The organism is Actinomycetospora callitridis, from assembly GCF_028737265.1.
In the GTDB taxonomy this organism is placed as follows: domain Bacteria; phylum Actinomycetota; class Actinomycetes; order Mycobacteriales; family Pseudonocardiaceae; genus Actinomycetospora; species Actinomycetospora callitridis.
Map to the genome: position 1 here is coordinate 186,333 of NZ_JAQZAK010000005.1, position 15,531 is coordinate 201,863.

A 15,531-nucleotide genomic window follows, 5' to 3' on the forward strand; every position below is an offset into this window, starting at 1 on the left:
AGGCGGGACCGGTGCCGTCGTGGCACGTCGGCGTCCCACCGGGGACACGGGTGTCCCTCCGAGAAGAGTGCTGCATCCCCGCGGGTGAGGCAACCCTTCATCGAAGCCGCGCGCGCGGTGCCGTTCGGCCGAGCTGCCCGAATCTGCGGTTGCAACGCCCGTGCAACCCCCGCGTGCCTAGTGTCCGCGATCACGTCACCCAGCATGTGGAGGTACACAGATGGCCATGTACGCGGCCCCGGGCACCGACGGCTCGGTCGTCACTTTCAAGCCCCGTTACGACCACTTCATCGGCGGCGAGTACGTCGCGCCGGCGAAGGGCCAGTACTTCGAGAACCCGACCCCGATCACGGGTCAGACGTTCACGGAGGTCGCCCGCGGCACCGCCGACGACATCGAGAAGGCCCTCGACGCCGCCGAGGCCGCTGCCCCGGCCTGGGGCAGGACCTCGGTCGGCGAGCGCGCGAACGTCCTGAACAAGATGGCGGACCGCATCGAGGCGAACCTCGAGATGATCGCCATCGCCGAGTCCTGGGAGAACGGGAAGGCCTGCCGCGAGACCCTCGTGGCCGACATCCCGCTCGCGATCGACCACCTCCGCTACTTCGCGGGCGCGATCCGGGCGCAGGAGGGCGGCCTCTCCCAGATCGACAACGACACGGTCGCCTACCACTTCCACGAGCCCCTGGGCGTCGTCGGGCAGATCATCCCCTGGAACTTCCCGATCCTCATGGCGATCTGGAAGCTCGCGCCCGCCATCGCGGCCGGCAACGCGGTGGTCCTCAAGCCCGCCGAGCAGACCCCGGCCTCGATCCACGTCCTCATGGACGTCGTCGCCGACCTGCTCCCGGCCGGCGTCATCAACATCGTGAACGGCTTCGGCGTCGAGGCGGGCAAGCCGCTGGCCTCGTCGAGCCGCATCCGCAAGATCGCGTTCACGGGTGAGACCACCACCGGGCGGCTGATCTCCCAGTACGCCTCGGAGAACCTCATCCCGGTCACCCTCGAGCTCGGTGGCAAGAGCCCCAACGTCTTCTTCGACGACGTCGCGGCGCAGCAGGACGCCTTCTACGACAAGGCGCTCGAGGGCTTCACGATGTTCGCCCTGAACCAGGGCGAGGTCTGCACCTGCCCGTCGCGTGCGCTCATCCAGGGCGGCATCTACGACGAGTTCCTCGGCCAGGCCGTCAAGCGGACCGAGCAGGTCAAGCAGGGCAACCCCCTCGACACCGACACGATGATCGGCGCCCAGGCCTCGAACGACCAGTTCGAGAAGATCCTGTCCTACATCGACATCGGTCGCCAGGAGGGCGCGAAGATCCTCACCGGCGGCGAGAAGGCCGACCTCGGCGGCGACCTCTCGGGCGGCTACTACATCCAGCCCACCGTGTTCGAGGGCGACAACAAGATGCGGGTCTTCCAGGAGGAGATCTTCGGGCCGGTCGTCTCGGTCGCGCGGTTCACCGACTACGACGACGCCATGAGCATCGCGAACGACACCCTCTACGGACTCGGCGCCGGAGTGTGGTCGCGGGACGCCAACACGGCCTACCGTGCAGGGCGGGACATCCAGGCCGGCCGTGTCTGGGTGAACAACTACCACGCCTACCCGGCCCACGCGGCCTTCGGCGGGTACAAGCAGTCGGGCATCGGGCGCGAGAACCACAAGATGATGCTCGATCACTACCAGCAGACGAAGAACATCCTGCAGAGCTACTCGGACAACGCGCAGGGCTTCTTCTGATCCTCGAGGAGGATCCATGACCGAGGCCACGACGGACACCGACGTCACGAAACCCGTCACCGCGGTGCCGGGGTCGGGCACGGCCCGGGTCGCGGTGACGCCCGCGGCGGCGGAACTGCTGCCGAAGCTCACCGAGATCCACGGACCGCTGATGTTCCACCAGTCCGGTGGGTGCTGCGACGGCAGCGCCCCGATGTGCTATCCGGACGGGGACTTCAAGATCGGCGGTTCGGACGTCCACCTCGGAGATCTCACGATCGAGGGGCTGGAGAAGCCGATCGGCTTCTACATGTCCTCGTCGCAGTACGAGTACTGGAAGCACACGCACCTCACCGTCGACGTGGTGAAGGGCCGTGGCAGCGGGTTCTCGGTGGAGGCGCCGGAAGGCGTGCGCTTCATCATCCGCTCGCGGCTGTTCACCGACGACGAGATGCGCGAGCTGGGCGACCTGTAGGGCGGTCTCCGAGCAGAGCACGATCGAGGGGCGCCCTGACTGCGTGGCACGCAGCCGGGGCGCCCCTCGCACGTTCACGACCCCCCGACAAGGAGTTCAAGGATGAGCACCCCGTCCACGACGCTGCGCGAGCTGACCGGCATGCCCGCGACGCCCGCGAGCCTGCGCGACTCCGCGCTGGTGATGATCGACCTCCAGAACACCTACACCCGGGGTGTCATGGCCCTCGAGAACGTCGAGCCGGCCATCGACGAGGCCGCCGCCCTGCTGGACCGCGCCCGCAGCGCCGGCATCCCGATCGTCCACGTGCAGCACGACGCCGGTGAGGGCACGCCCTACGACGTCCGCGACGAGATCGGCGCGATCGTCGACCGCGTGGCCGCCCGCGACGGCGAGCACCGCATCGTCAAGAACTTCCCCAACTCCTTCGTCGGCACCGACCTCGACGAGTACCTGCGCGGGGCGGGCGTGACGAATCTGGTCCTCGCCGGGTTCATGACGCACATGTGCGTGAACTCGACGGCCCGCGGCGCCTTCAGCGCCGGTTTCGCCCCGTCCGTCGTCGCCGGGGCCACCGCGACCCGCGCCCTGCCCGGCCCCGACGGCACGGTTTCCGCCGCGAGCCTCCAGGCGGCGAGCCTGGCCGCGATCAGCGACATGTTCGGTGTCGTCGTTCCGGACAACAAGGGGATCCCCGACTGAGGTTCAATTGTGGCCGTCCTGCGAAAATTCGCGTCGGGCGACGCGCGTCACTCGACAACTCCCGGCTCCGGAAATAGGGTCCGGCCACATTAATGGTCGGTTCTTGACGGAGGTCGCGTGATGGCGCAGAAAGTCGTGGTTTCCCTCGTCGACGACCTGGACTCGTCGGAGGCGGACGAGACCGTCGAGTTCGGGCTCGACGGTGCCACGTACGAGATCGACCTGTCGGACGCCAACGCGGCCGCCCTGCGCGACCGGCTCGCCGACTACGTGGCCCACGCCCGGCGCAGCGGCGGCCGGCGGCGGTCGTCGACCCCCGCGGCGTCGTCCTCGTCCGGCTCGCGCCGCGGCGGGGGCTCGGGCGGGCGTGCTGCCGTCGACCGCGAGCAGAACCAGGCCATCCGCGAGTGGGCCCGCAAGCAGGGCATGACGGTCTCCGAGCGTGGCCGCATCCCCAGCGAGGTCAGCGAGGCGTACCACAAGGCCCACTAGCGATCCGAGGCGTACGCGGCCAGGGCCGCGCGGTCGACGGTCAGCGTGCGGCCGCCGGGGTGGACGACGAGCAGGCCCCGGGCGGCCAGGCTGCGCAGCGCCGTGTTGAGCGTCTGGCGGGCCACCCCCAGGCGCTGGGCGAGCAGCACCTGCGGCCCGCCGAGGTCGATCCGGTCGTCCCGGTGCTCGAGCTCGAGCAGCAGGGTCGCGACGCGGTGGGTGACCGGGTGGAACACGCGCTCGACGACGGCCCGGTTCTGCAGCCGCACGATCCGCACGAGGTCCCCGAGCAGCGCGAAGAGCGTGTCGGGGCTGGAGCGCAGCACCCGGAGGGCGACCGCGGCGGGCAGGACGAGCACGGTCGCGTCGCGCAGCGCCACGGCGTCGTCGGCCCGCGGGCTCGGCCGGAGCACCTCGAAGTACCCGAAGGCCTGCCCCGCGACGGCGACCCCGACGTCGACGACGTCGCCGTCCGTCGAGCAGGTGCGCGCGACCACGGCGCCGCGCAGCAGCACGAACATCGACACGCAGGTCTCGCCCGTCCGGAACACCGCGTCCCCGGCGGCGTAGTGGCGCACCCACGCGGCCCCGGCCAGCGCGTCGAGGGCCGCGGGACCGAGCCCGTGGAGCTGCGGGCAGGCGAGGAGCGCGGCCCGGATGTCCTCGCGCCGGCCACCGACGGGCACGGCCGCCGCGGTCGTCGTCATGCCACCTCCCGGGAGGGGTCGGCCGTGGATCACTCCTCCGGCGCAGAGGTGCTGTCACGCCGGTGACAGCGTGTCGATCATCGGCTCCCTAGGTTCCCCGGTCGACGCCTCCGTCGGATCCCCGACAGTTGCCGGCGTCGGGACCCGGGGGAGACGGCGTGCGGACAGGTGGGCCTCGACGGGCGACGGCGATCGGGGCCGTGCTCGCGGCAGTGCTGGTGAGTGCGGCGTGCGGATCGCCCGCAGGGGGCCCACCGCCCCCGTCGGCGTCTCCCGTGGCCGGCGTCGCCTCCGTCGAGGGCCCGTTCGGCGGCCCGTCCGCCTCGGACACGGTGGCGGGCGGGGCATCGGTGTTCACCCCGGTGGCGGCGTCGGTGCTCCGGGCCCCGGTCCCGGTGCCCGCGACGGACGGCCGGGTGCACCTGGCCCACGAGCTCCAGGTCGACAACATCCTGGGCTCGCCGGCCACGATCGACGCGGTCGAGGTCGTCGGCGACGGTCGGTCGCTGCTGCGGCTGGAGGGCGACGCCCTCGCCGCCTGGATCAAGCCGTTCGGCGGGCAGCTGGGCTCGCGGGACCTGGAAGGGGGCCAGGGCGGGCTGATCTGGCTGGACGTGACCCTCGCGCCGACCGACCCCGTGCCCGCCCGCCTCGAGCACCGCCTCACGACGGCGTTCGCCCAGCCGTCGCCGCCGCTCACCCCACCGACCCTGACCGCGACGGTGGCGCCGACGGCGGTCGACCGGACGCCCCCGGCGCGCATCTCGCCGCCGCTGCGCGGACCCGGGTGGCTCGACGGCGACAGCTGCTGCCGCCTGGGCGCGCACCGGGGCGCGGTCAGCCCGATCGACGGGCAGCTGTTCGCGCCCGAACGCTTCGCCATCGACTACGTCCGGCTCGACGCGTCCGGCCGGATGGTGAGCGGGCCGCCGACGGACATCGCGAGCTACGCCTACGTGGTTGCCGACGTCCTGGCCGTCGCCGACGGGCCGGTCGTCGGGCTCGTGGGCGATCTCCCGCAGCAGCCGCCCGGGGCGAACCCGAGCGGCCTGACGCTGCAGCAGTACGGGGGCAACCACGTCGTGCAGGACATCGGCGGCGGGCGCTACGCCTTCTACGCGCACCTGCAGACCGGCAACCCGCTGAACCTCGCCGTGGGGCAGCAGCTGCGCCGCGGCCAGGTGCTCGGCAAGCTGGGCAACTCCGGCAACACCGATGCACCCCACCTGCACTTCCACGTGATGGACCGCCCCGACCCGCTCGCGTCGAACGGCCTGCCGTTCGAGTTCGACACCTTCACCCTCGAGGGCCGGGTGGTGTCCGAGGAGTCGTTGCAGCAGGGCACCGCCGGCCCGGTGCCGTTCGGGATCGACCGGGCGGGGGCCGGTCCGCGCGCGGGTGTGTCGCCGCTCGGCCTCGACGTGATGGGCTACGCGCCGTGACCGCGGTGACCTGACCCGGATAGGTGGTTCGCCCGTGGCGAACGCCTCGCGGGGATGAGGCGAACGTCTCCGGTGGTTGGAGAGGTCATGGTTCCCCGGGCTCCAGCGGCCCGGGGTGCAGGATCGATGTCGGCGCGCGTGACCGCCGTCACGGGCGCGGAACCGTCACCGTCCCGTGACGTCTCGCGCGACGACTAGGATGGGGCTGCGGTGTTCTGCCAGCTTGGGCATCGTGGGCGTCCCGATCCGTCATCGGGCACCAGCCAAGGGGCCACCGGGCCGTTCCTTCGTGGACACTCGGTGGAGGACCGCCGGCGCAGCAGTCAGGAGTGACGAATGTTCGAGAGGTTCACCGACCGCGCGAGGCGGGTGGTCGTCCTGGCCCAAGAAGAGGCCCGGATGCTCAACCACAACTACATCGGCACCGAGCACATCCTGCTCGGGCTGATCCACGAGGGCGAAGGCGTCGCCGCCAAGGCCCTCGAGTCGCTGGGCATCGCCCTGGAAGGCGTGCGCCAGCAGGTCGAGGAGATCATCGGTCAGGGCCAGCAGGCCCCGTCCGGCCACATCCCCTTCACCCCCCGCGCCAAGAAGGTGCTGGAGCTGTCGCTGCGCGAGGCGCTGCAGCTCGGGCACAACTACATCGGCACCGAGCACATCCTGCTCGGGCTCATCCGCGAGGGCGAGGGCGTCGCCGCACAGGTGCTCGTCAAGCTCGGCGCGGACCTCAACCGTGTGCGCCAGCAGGTGCTGCAGCTGCTCTCGGGCTACCAGGGCAAGGAGCCCGCGGAGTCCGGCAGCCAGCGTGGCGAGGGGACGCCGTCCTCGTCGCTGGTGCTCGACCAGTTCGGTCGCAACCTCACCCAGTCGGCCCGTGAGGGCAAGCTGGACCCGGTCATCGGCCGGGAGAAGGAGATCGAGCGGGTCATGCAGGTCCTCTCCCGGAGGACCAAGAACAACCCGGTCCTCATCGGCGAGCCCGGCGTCGGCAAGACCGCCGTCGTCGAGGGCCTCGGCCAGGCCATCGTCAAGGGCGAGGTCCCCGAGACGCTGAAGGACAAGCAGCTCTACACCCTCGACCTCGGGTCGCTGGTGGCCGGCTCGCGCTACCGCGGTGACTTCGAGGAGCGCCTCAAGAAGGTGCTCAAGGAGATCCGCACCCGCGGCGACATCATCCTGTTCATCGACGAGCTCCACACGCTCGTGGGTGCGGGTGCCGCCGAGGGCGCGATCGACGCCGCGTCGATCCTCAAGCCGATGCTGGCCCGCGGCGAGCTGCAGACCATCGGGGCCACCACCCTCGACGAGTACCGCAAGCACGTCGAGAAGGACGCCGCCCTCGAGCGCCGCTTCCAGCCCATCCAGGTGGGGGAGCCCTCGGTGGCGCACTCCATCGAGATCCTCAAGGGGCTGCGCGACCGCTACGAGGCGCACCACCGCGTCTCGATCACGGACCCGGCGCTGGTCGCGGCGGCCACCCTGGCCGACCGCTACATCAACGACCGCTTCCTGCCGGACAAGGCCATCGACCTCATCGACGAGGCCGGCGCCCGCATGCGCATCCGCCGCATGACCGCGCCGCCGGACCTGCGCGAGTTCGACGAGAAGATCGCCGACGTCCGTCGCGAGAAGGAGTCCGCGATCGACGCGCAGGACTTCGAGAAGGCGGCGCGGCTGCGCGACGAGGAGAAGAACCTCATCGGGCAGAAGACCGAGCGCGAGAAGCAGTGGAAGTCGGGTGACCTCGACGTCGTCGCCGAGGTCGACGACGAGCAGATCGCCGAGGTGCTGGCCAACTGGACCGGCATCCCCGTCTTCAAGCTCACCGAGGAGGAGACGACCCGTCTGCTCCGCATGGAGGACGAGCTCCACAAGCGGATCATCGGCCAGGAGGACGCCGTCAAGGCGGTCTCGCAGTCGATGCGCCGTACGCGGGCCGGCCTCAAGGACCCGAAGCGCCCGTCGGGCTCGTTCATCTTCGCCGGCCCCTCGGGTGTCGGTAAGACCGAGCTCACCAAGGCGCTCGCGGAGTTCCTGTTCGGTGACGACGACGCCCTCGTCCAGATCGACATGGGTGAATTCCACGACCGCTACACCGCCTCGCGGCTCTTCGGTGCCCCTCCCGGGTACGTCGGCTACGAGGAGGGCGGCCAGCTCACCGAGAAGGTGCGCCGCAAGCCGTTCTCGGTGGTCCTCTTCGACGAGATCGAGAAGGCCCACTCGGAGGTCTACAACACCCTCCTGCAGGTGCTCGAGGACGGTCGCCTGACCGACGGTCAGGGTCGCATCGTCGACTTCAAGAACACGGTCATCGTGTTCACGTCGAACCTCGGTACGCAGGACATCTCGAAGGCGGTCGGCCTGGGCTTCCAGTCCGGCTCCGACAGCGGCTCGAACTACGAGCGGATGAAGAACAAGGTCACGGACGAGCTGAAGAAGCACTTCCGTCCCGAGTTCCTCAACCGCATCGACGACATCATCGTGTTCCACCAGCTGACCGAGCAGGAGATCGTTCAGATGGTGGACCTGATGATCGGGCGCACCGAGAAGCAGCTCCAGAACAAGGACATGTCCCTGGAGCTCACCGACAACGCGAAGAAGCTGCTCGCCCAGCGCGGCTTCGACCCGGTGCTCGGGGCCCGGCCGCTGCGCCGCACCATCCAGCGCGAGATCGAGGACCAGCTCTCGGAGAAGATTCTCTTCGGCGAGATCGAGGGCGGTCAGATCGTGCTGGTCGACGTCGAGGGCTGGGAGCCCGAGACCGACGACAACGGGGTCACCAAGCAGGCCCCGGAGACGGCCACCTTCACCTTCCGCGGTGAGGCCAAGCCGACCCCGGTGCCCGACACCCCCGAGGTCGCCGCGGCGGAGTAAGCCCTCCGCCCGCTGCACGCCCGGAGCCCCGGTCCCCCTCGTGGGGGCCGGGGCTCCGGCGTGTGCGGGGAAGTAGGGCGTGCCCCACCTGCTCGGGGGGTCGGCTCCCTCCTGCCCGATCCCGTCCGCGACGAGGCTGGTGCCATCGCCGCAGGGAGAGGGCCGGAGACGATGCGCACGCTACGGGGACACCAGGAGGCCGCCGCAGGGACGGCCGTGCTGATGCTCGCGATCGTCCTGACCGCGCCCCTGCACTACGGCTTCGGGCTGGCGCTGACCTGGCTGCTGCCGGCGGCGGACTTCGGTGTCGTCAGCGTGCTGCTGACCGTCCTCCTGCTGGCCACCACGGTCCTCGCCGCCGGGTTCCCCTGGGCGCTGGCGCGCACCGTCGCCCGCGCCGGGGACGGCGACCCCGAGGCGGCCGCGGAGGTCGACGCCGCGTTCCGCTCCGCGCTGGTCGGCAACGTCGGCCTCGGCACGGCGCTCGCCCTCGGGTTCGCGGGCGTCCAGCTGACCACCGGCGCGATCCTCCCCGGCGTCGGCCCCGGCCTGACGATGCTGGCCGCCGGGACGATCGTCCTCGTCGCGCTCGGTCAGGTGCTCCTCGGCGGGCTGCAGGGGGCGCGGCGCTTCGCGGCGGTGAGCGGCGCCCGGATCGTCGAGGTCCTGGTCAAGGTCGTGGTCGGTGTCGGCGCGGTCGCGCTGATCGGGACCGGCGCCGTCGGGGTCGGCTGGGGTCTGCTGCTCGGCGCGGCCGTCGCCGCGCTCTGGGCCTGGTGGACGATGCGCGACCGCCTGCCGCGGCTGCGTGGCGCGCTCGCCGGATGGCGCTCCTTCGCGGCCGCCGCGCCGATGGCCGTCGGCACCACCGGCTTCGGTCTCATCGCCACGCTCGACGTCCTGCTGCTCGGCCCGCTGGGGCACGCGCACGGCGTCACGTTCGCCGCCATCGGCACCTACCAGGCCGCCGCGCTCCTGGCCAAGGCTCCGTTCCTGGTCGGCAGCACCCTGTCCGACGCCGTCTTCCCGTTCATCGCCCGGGCCCGCGGCGCCGCGGAGGCGCACGGCTGGGTCGTCGCCGCGATGCGCTGGGTGCCCCTGGCCCTCGTCCCCGTCCTGCTGGTCCTCGTGGTCACCCCCGACGCGCTGGTCGGCCGCATCTTCCCCGTCGAGCACGCCGCGGCCGGCGGCCTCGCCCGCCTGATCGCCGTCGGCACCCTCGGCCTGGTCCTCGGCGACATGCTGCTCAAGGCGCTGTTCGCCCGCGGCCTCGCCGGTGCCGCCGCGGCCCGCATCCCCGCCGCCGCGGTCGCCGAGGTGGCCACGATGGCGCTCCTCGTGCCGGGGTACGGCGCGGCGGGGGCGGCCGCCGGGTTCGCGGTCGGTGCCTGGGTCGGCGTCGGGGCGCTCGGCTCCGTCTACCTGCGCCACCACCGGCCGGGCGCGCTGCCCGCGCGCGCCGCGGTCGGCTGGGTCGTCGCGGCGAGTGCCATGACCGGCGTGCTCGCCCTCGCCACCGTCGCCGGGCCGGCCCTCGACCTGCCGCTCATCGCCCTGGCCCTCGTGGTCTACGCGGTGCTGGCCGTCCGCCTCGGGGCCGTGCCCGCCGCCGACGTCGACCGGGCCCGCGCCTGGATCGCCCGCGCGACCCGTGCGTCAGCCCGCGTAGAGCCCGGCGAGGGTGCGGGCGACGTCGGCCATCTGCTCGCGCAGGGCGACCGGGGCGAGCACCTCGACCTCGGCGCCGAGGCCCAGCAGCTCGGAGCGGGCGTGGGCGAGCGACTCGATCGGGATGACCGCGCGCACCCAGCCGTCGTCGTCGGTCGGCCAGCTGCCCTCGGCGAGCGCGCGGGCGGTGTGCGGGCGCAGGAGGGCCGGGGCCAGCTCCATCGCCCGCGGGGACAGGCGCACGGTCGCCTCGGCCTGGTAGAGGGCGTCGGCGAGTTCCTGGGTGCGCCGGTGCCAGTACTTCCAGAGGTCGAAGTCGTCGGGCCGGTCGAAGCGCACGTCGAGCGTCTCGAGCGCCAGGATGCGAGCGACGCGGTAGGTGCGCGGCGTCGCGCCGGGGTCGCCGCCGTGGGGGAGGGCCACCAGGTACCAGGTGCCGGCTTTGAGGACGACCCCGAGCGGTTCGAGCTCGCGCTCCACCTCCGGCTCGCGCCCGCCGGTGGCCCAGCGCCGGTAGCGCACGCGTAGCACGCGCTGGTTCCACACCGCGTCCGCGACGCCGGTGAGCGTGGGGACGTGGTCGGCCTCGCGGAACCAGCCGGGGGCGTCGAGGTGGAAGCGTTCGGCGATCCGGCCCGCGCGGTCGGAGAGCTCCCCGGGCAGGGCCGCCTGCACCTTGAGCTGCGCGGCCGCGAGCACCCGCCCGAGACCGAGCTCGGCGGCGGCCTCGGGCATCCCCGAGAGCGCGAGCGCGTCGGCCTCCTCGGCGGTCATCCCTGTCAGGTGGGTGCGGTAGCCCTCCAGGAGCGAGTAGCCACCGTCGGGGCCGCGGTCGGCGTAGACGGGCACCCCGGACGCCGAGAGGGCGTCCATGTCGCGGTAGATCGTGCGGATCGACACCTCGAGCTCGTCCGCGAGCTCGCGCGCGGTCACCCGTCCTCGGTTCTGCAACAGGAGGAGCACGGAGAGCAGCCGGCTGGCGCGCACGGGTCAGTCCTACCCCATCCCTGACATCCCCTGTCAGGCACGTCCCCCGTCCGGCGCCACGGGTTCAGCCGACTGCCGGTCCTGGGGCTCGGGCTGCAGCTCGTCGGGGATGCCGTCGGCGTCGTCGTCGCGCAGCAGCGGGTCGCCGATCCCGGCTCGCGCCCCCTCGAGCTGGGCGGCGACGGCGATCCCCAGGAGGAGCGCGACGCCGGTGACCGTCGCCCACAGCAGCAACGCCATGATCCCGGCGAGCGGGCCGTAGGTGTCGCTGAAGTCCCCGGACACGGCGACGTAGAGCGCCACGCAGCCCGACGCCGCCAGCCACAGGATCACGGTGAGGCCGGCGCCGAGCGCGAGCCAGGAGAGCCCGGGCTGGTGGCGCCGGGGCGAGTGCCGGAAGAGCACGGTGACGGCGACGACGAGGGCCGCGAGCCCGACGGGCCAGCGCAGGACGTCGAAGACCGTCTCCGCGACGTCGCCCCAGCGGTAGACCTGCTCCACGGCGTCACCGAGCGGCCCGCCGGCGATGATCAGCACGAGGCCCAGGCCCAGCGACGACCCCGCCGTCAGCGTGAGGACGGCGGCGCGGGTGTACTTGCGCAGGAACGGCCGGTCGCGCTCCGTGCCGTAGATGCGGTTGGTGCCGCGCTCGAGCTGGGCGATCGCGCTCGTCATGGCGAGGAATGCGGTGATCAGCCCGAACGCGACGGCGAACTCGCCGACGTTCTCCGAGCGCGTGTCGTCGCCGCCCGACTCCTCGGGGAGCTCGGCGGGCCCGCGGGCGACGACGTCGGCGAGCAGCTGGTCGCCCGCCCCGGGGGACACCGCCACGACGGTCTGCGCGACGACCTGCGCGACCGACTCGGCGCCCACGGCCGTCGCGAGTCCGCTGCCCGCGATGACGAGCGGGACGATCGCCAGCGCGAGCTGGAGCGCGAAGCCCCGCGCGTGGCTGAAACCGTCGCCGAAGCGGAACCGGACCAGCGCGTCCCGCAGCAGCGCGACCAGCCCGATCCGGCGCGCGGTGTGCCAGGCGTCGTCGGCCGACAGCGTGTCCCCGTCCATGTCCGTCGTGACGGGCACCGCGCGCACCGAGCTCACTCGCTCATCTTCCCCCGCAACCTGACGGGAGGTGTCAGGCACGGTGCGGAAAGCTGACCACCATGGTGGAGACGATGACGCGCGAGCAGGTCATGGCGCACCGGATCGCCGCGCAGGGCCTGCACCGCGACCGCCCCGGCGCGATCGCGGCCCTGGCCTCGCTCGGTATCCAGGACTCGGGTCCCACCGCGCGGCTCGTCCTCGCGGCACGCACCGACGGCGACGTCGACCCGGCCGCGCACCACCTGACGGACGGCTGGACCCACCGCGGCGCCCCGCACCACCACCCGACGCCACAGCGCAACGCGATCGCGGCGGCGGCGCGGCCGTTCGACGACGCCGACGCGGGCGCCCGCCTCAACTGGAGCGGGCCGGAGCAGCGGCGGGTCGGCATCCCGGCGCGGGAGGCGATCGACCGGGCGGCCGACGCGCTCGCCGAGGTCGTCACCGAGCCGATGACCAAGGGCGCGGCGAGCACCGCCGTCACGAAGCTGCTGCCCGACGCGCTGCTCCGCGACTGCCGGCCCTGCGCGTGCGTCCACGTCAACGAGCAGCTCATGCGGCTCTCGGCGTTGCCGGTCGGCGTCGGCCTGGACGCGACGGGCAGGACGCTGCTGCTCACCCCGCCGCCGCCCGACTGGTCCCGGCCGGTCGAGGGCGATCCGGCCCGCGCGGCGCGCCTGGTGCTCGACTACCTGCGGGTGCTCGGGCCGGCGGGGCCCCGCGAGGTCGCCGACTTCGTCGGCACGTCCCCGACCGCCTTCGCCCCCGGGTGGGAGGCCGCCCTGCCGGAGCTGGTCGAGGTCCGGGTGGACGATCGGCCCGCGTGGCTGCCGGCCACGGACCTCGACGCGGCGCTCGGCGCCCCGGAGCCCGACCTCGTGCGCTTCCTGCCGCCCCTGGACCCGATGCTCCAGGCCCGCGACCGTGAGCTCGTCGCACCCGACCCCGTGGTGCGCAAGGACCTCTACCGCGTCCTCGGGAACCCGGGCGCGCTGCTGGCCGACGGCGAGATCGTGGGGACCTGGCGCCCGCGGGCGTCGGGCAAGCGCCTGACGATCGAGATCGCTCCCGTCGCGGAGCTCGAGCCGGACGTCCGCGCCCGCCTCGACGACGAGGCCGAGCGCGTCGCCGCCGCCCGCGGCCTGACGCTCGCCGGCCTCACGGGCATCTAGGACGCAACGAACGAGCTGTTCGCTGCTTCTAGGCGCACGAAGTCCCCGTTGATCACGCGGGAAGGGCCGCGTCGATCGCCTCGAGCGTCGCCCGCGCCCCCGAGGCCAGGGAGACCCCGCGACCGTGGCGGATTCCCGGCTCGCGCACGTTGATCCGGATCAGCGCCCCGGAGGCCGCCGACGCCAGCTCGGCGTGCCGGCGGACCGTGGGGACCGCCGTCCCGGCGCCGAGCTCGACGACGACGAGGCCCTGCGCGTCCTGGGCGCGCAGCCACCGGCGATGGGCGGCCATGCGCTCGGCGTGGTGGCCGGGCACCCAGAAGCCGTCGCCGAACATCAGGATGTTGGGCCGCGCCACCGCACCGCACCGCGGGCACGTCGGCAGGGGAGGCCGGGCGCGCATCGTGTGCTCGTCGATCGCGACGTCGACCCGATCCCTCCTCCCCGTCGCTTCGCTCGCCGAACCGTCCGCCGACCAGGTCCCGTCGTGGCACGGCCGGGTGCACTGCAGCATCCCGATCGCGCCGTGGCACTCGACGACCGTCTCCGGGGTGAACCCCGCGGCCTGGAACGCGCCGTCGACGTTGGACGTGAACACCCGCGTCGGCCACCGATCCGCCCACCGGCGCAGGACGGCGAAGCCCGCGTGGGGCACGGTGCGCCGGTAGAGCGCGAGGCGGTGGCCGTAGAAGCCCCAGGCGAGCTCGGGGTCGGCGTGGAAGTGCTCGGGGTCGGCGATCTCCTCGAAGCGCAGCCCGAGCCGGCGGTAGGGCGGGTAGGCGCGCCAGAACCCCTCGGGTCCGCGGAAGTCGGGCAGCCCCGAGTCGACGCCCATCCCGGCCCCGGCGCACACCAGCAGCGCCGAGGCGCGCGCGAGTCGCTCCGCGGCCTCGGCGACGTCGTCGGGGTCCGGGGACTCCGGAGAGGTCAGGAGCCCGATCCGTCGACGTGCAGCACGACCTCGAACTCCATGAGGTCGGCGCCCGACGAGACCGGCTTGGCGCGCTCGCCCGCGTGGGCGGCGGCCGCGGCACCCCCGTCACGCCAGCTGGCGAACGCCTCCTCGGACTCCCAGCGGGTGTAGACGAAGTAGCGGTCATCCCCGGCGGTGGGACGCAGCAGCTCGTAGCCGAGGAACCCGGGTGTGTCCTTGATCGAGTCGCCCCGGGCGGCGAACCGGCGCTCCAGCTCGGCCTCGTTGCCCTCGGGGACCTTGATGGCATTGATCTTCACGACGGCCATGACCCGAGCCTACTGCTCTCCCGGCAAGCAGAAACGCCCGTCGGCGAGCTGCTCGACGAGCCCGTCGACGAGCAGCGAGTCGAGGCACCGGGCGCGCTGGGCGGGGTCGGTGAGCCAGGCCGCGTCGAGCGCCGCCGCCGGCACCGGCCCCGGTGCTCCCCGCAGCACGTCGAGCAGCCGCCCGCGGACCTGGCGGTCGGTGCCGGCCCAGCGCTGTGCCTTGCGCGCCGGACCGTCGCCGGCGGGACGCCCGAGGCGCTGCCAGGCGCAGGCGCCGGACACCGGGCAGTCGGCGCAGCGGGGGGTGCGCGCCACGCAGACCGTGGCGCCGAGCTCCATGAGCGCGGCGGACATGGTCGCCGCGTCGGCGGTGTCGTCCGGCAGCAGGGCCTCGGTGTCGGCGAGGTCGCGCGAGGCGGCGGCCCCGGCGTCCGCGCGGCCGAGCACCGCACGCGCCACGACCCGGCGGACGTTGGTGTCGACGACCGGGACGCGTTGGCCGTGGGCGAACGCCGCCACCGCGCGGGCCGTGTAGGTGCCGATGCCGGGCAGCGACTCGAGCGTCTCGACGTCGGCGGGGACGACGTCACCGTGGTCGGCGGCGATCGCCTGCGCGGCCGCGTGCAGGCGTAGCGCCCGGCGCGGGTAGCCGAGCTTGCCCCACGCCCGCAGCACCTCGGAGGCGGGCGCGGCGGCCATCGCCGACGGTCGCGGCCAGCGCTCGAGCCACGCGCGCCACGGCTCCTCGACCCGCGCCACGGGCGTCTGCTGCAGCATGATCTCGGAGACGAGCACGCCCCACGCCGTCGTCCCGGGGCGGCGCCAGGGGAGGTCCCGGGCGTGCGCGCGGAACCACGGGACGAGGACGTCGGCGAGGGTCGTGGTGGTGGGGCCCATCGACCGCCGATCCTGCCCCGGCCACCCGCTGACGCCACCGTCGGGT

At 73.1% G+C, this 15,531-nt stretch carries 13 protein-coding genes and 1 pseudogene; 8 read left to right on the forward strand and 6 right to left on the reverse strand.

What is annotated here, in order from left to right; translation table 11 throughout:
* Positions 1 to 220: 220 nt before the first annotated feature.
* The 4 genes from exaC (at position 221) to PH191_RS18215 (ending at position 3,392) form a co-directional block, all read left to right on the forward strand.
* On the forward strand, positions 221 to 1,744 hold the full coding sequence (exaC, locus tag PH191_RS18200) for an acetaldehyde dehydrogenase ExaC (protein ID WP_274196032.1): 1,524 nt from the start codon (positions 221 to 223) through the stop codon (positions 1,742 to 1,744).
* Between the two features lie 16 nt (positions 1,745 to 1,760).
* A complete protein-coding gene (locus PH191_RS18205; RefSeq protein WP_274196033.1) occupies positions 1,761 to 2,198 on the forward strand; it encodes a DUF779 domain-containing protein in 438 nt (145 codons plus the stop codon).
* Positions 2,199 to 2,300: 102 nt separating this feature from the next.
* Positions 2,301 to 2,900: a cysteine hydrolase family protein gene (locus tag PH191_RS18210; protein ID WP_274196034.1), complete on the forward strand. Its 600-nt coding sequence runs from the start codon at positions 2,301 to 2,303 to the stop codon at positions 2,898 to 2,900.
* A 120-nt stretch (positions 2,901 to 3,020) separates the two neighbouring features.
* Positions 3,021 to 3,392 carry a histone-like nucleoid-structuring protein Lsr2 gene (locus tag PH191_RS18215; protein ID WP_274196035.1) on the forward strand — a complete coding sequence of 124 codons (372 nt, stop codon included), beginning with the start codon at positions 3,021 to 3,023 and terminating at the stop codon, positions 3,390 to 3,392.
* On the opposite strand, the gene PH191_RS18220 is transcribed toward PH191_RS18215, so the two are convergent.
* The gene (locus PH191_RS18220) at positions 3,389 to 4,099 is read right to left on the reverse strand and encodes a Crp/Fnr family transcriptional regulator (RefSeq protein WP_274196036.1); all 711 of its coding nucleotides are present in this window, start codon (positions 4,097 to 4,099) and stop codon (positions 3,389 to 3,391) included. The genes PH191_RS18215 and PH191_RS18220 overlap by 4 nt on opposite strands.
* Before the next feature lie 275 nt (positions 4,100 to 4,374).
* On the opposite strand from PH191_RS18220, the gene PH191_RS18225 reads away from it, so the two are divergent.
* The 3 genes and pseudogenes from PH191_RS18225 to PH191_RS18235 form a co-directional block, all read left to right on the forward strand.
* Positions 4,375 to 5,541, forward strand: a complete 1,167-nt coding sequence (locus PH191_RS18225) for a M23 family metallopeptidase (RefSeq protein ID WP_274196037.1) — start codon at positions 4,375 to 4,377, stop codon at positions 5,539 to 5,541.
* Between the two features lie 336 nt (positions 5,542 to 5,877).
* Positions 5,878 to 8,415 carry an ATP-dependent Clp protease ATP-binding subunit gene (locus PH191_RS18230; protein WP_274196038.1) on the forward strand — a complete coding sequence of 846 codons (2,538 nt, stop codon included), beginning with the start codon at positions 5,878 to 5,880 and terminating at the stop codon, positions 8,413 to 8,415.
* 171 nt (positions 8,416 to 8,586) lie between these two features.
* Positions 8,587 to 9,567, forward strand: a pseudogene (locus PH191_RS18235) (oligosaccharide flippase family protein); the annotation flags it as partial.
* 504 nt (positions 9,568 to 10,071) lie between these two features.
* Here PH191_RS18235 and PH191_RS18240 read toward each other — a convergent pair.
* Complete coding sequence (locus tag PH191_RS18240) at positions 10,072 to 11,070, reverse strand: helix-turn-helix transcriptional regulator (RefSeq protein ID WP_274196039.1); 999 nt, start codon at positions 11,068 to 11,070, stop codon at positions 10,072 to 10,074.
* Positions 11,071 to 11,103: 33 nt separating this feature from the next.
* Entirely contained in the window at positions 11,104 to 12,171 is a 1,068-nt protein-coding gene (locus tag PH191_RS18245) for a YihY/virulence factor BrkB family protein (protein ID WP_274196040.1), read from the reverse strand.
* 74 nt (positions 12,172 to 12,245) lie between these two features.
* Between PH191_RS18245 and PH191_RS18250 the strand changes: the two genes are divergently transcribed.
* Positions 12,246 to 13,346 carry a winged helix DNA-binding domain-containing protein gene (locus PH191_RS18250; protein WP_274196041.1) on the forward strand — a complete coding sequence of 367 codons (1,101 nt, stop codon included), beginning with the start codon at positions 12,246 to 12,248 and terminating at the stop codon, positions 13,344 to 13,346.
* 52 nt (positions 13,347 to 13,398) lie between these two features.
* Here PH191_RS18250 and PH191_RS18255 read toward each other — a convergent pair whose 3' ends face one another.
* The 3 genes from PH191_RS18255 to PH191_RS18265 form a co-directional block, all read right to left on the reverse strand.
* Positions 13,399 to 14,181 (reverse strand): SIR2 family NAD-dependent protein deacylase, encoded by a 783-nt coding sequence (locus tag PH191_RS18255; RefSeq protein WP_274196042.1) that lies wholly within the window; start codon positions 14,179 to 14,181, stop codon positions 13,399 to 13,401.
* Between the two features lie 92 nt (positions 14,182 to 14,273).
* The gene (locus PH191_RS18260; RefSeq protein WP_274196043.1) at positions 14,274 to 14,588 is read right to left on the reverse strand and encodes an antibiotic biosynthesis monooxygenase family protein; all 315 of its coding nucleotides are present in this window, start codon (positions 14,586 to 14,588) and stop codon (positions 14,274 to 14,276) included.
* A 9-nt stretch (positions 14,589 to 14,597) separates the two neighbouring features.
* Positions 14,598 to 15,485 (reverse strand): HhH-GPD family protein, encoded by an 888-nt coding sequence (locus PH191_RS18265; protein WP_274196044.1) that lies wholly within the window; start codon positions 15,483 to 15,485, stop codon positions 14,598 to 14,600.
* Between the last annotated feature and the right edge of the window lie 46 nt (positions 15,486 to 15,531).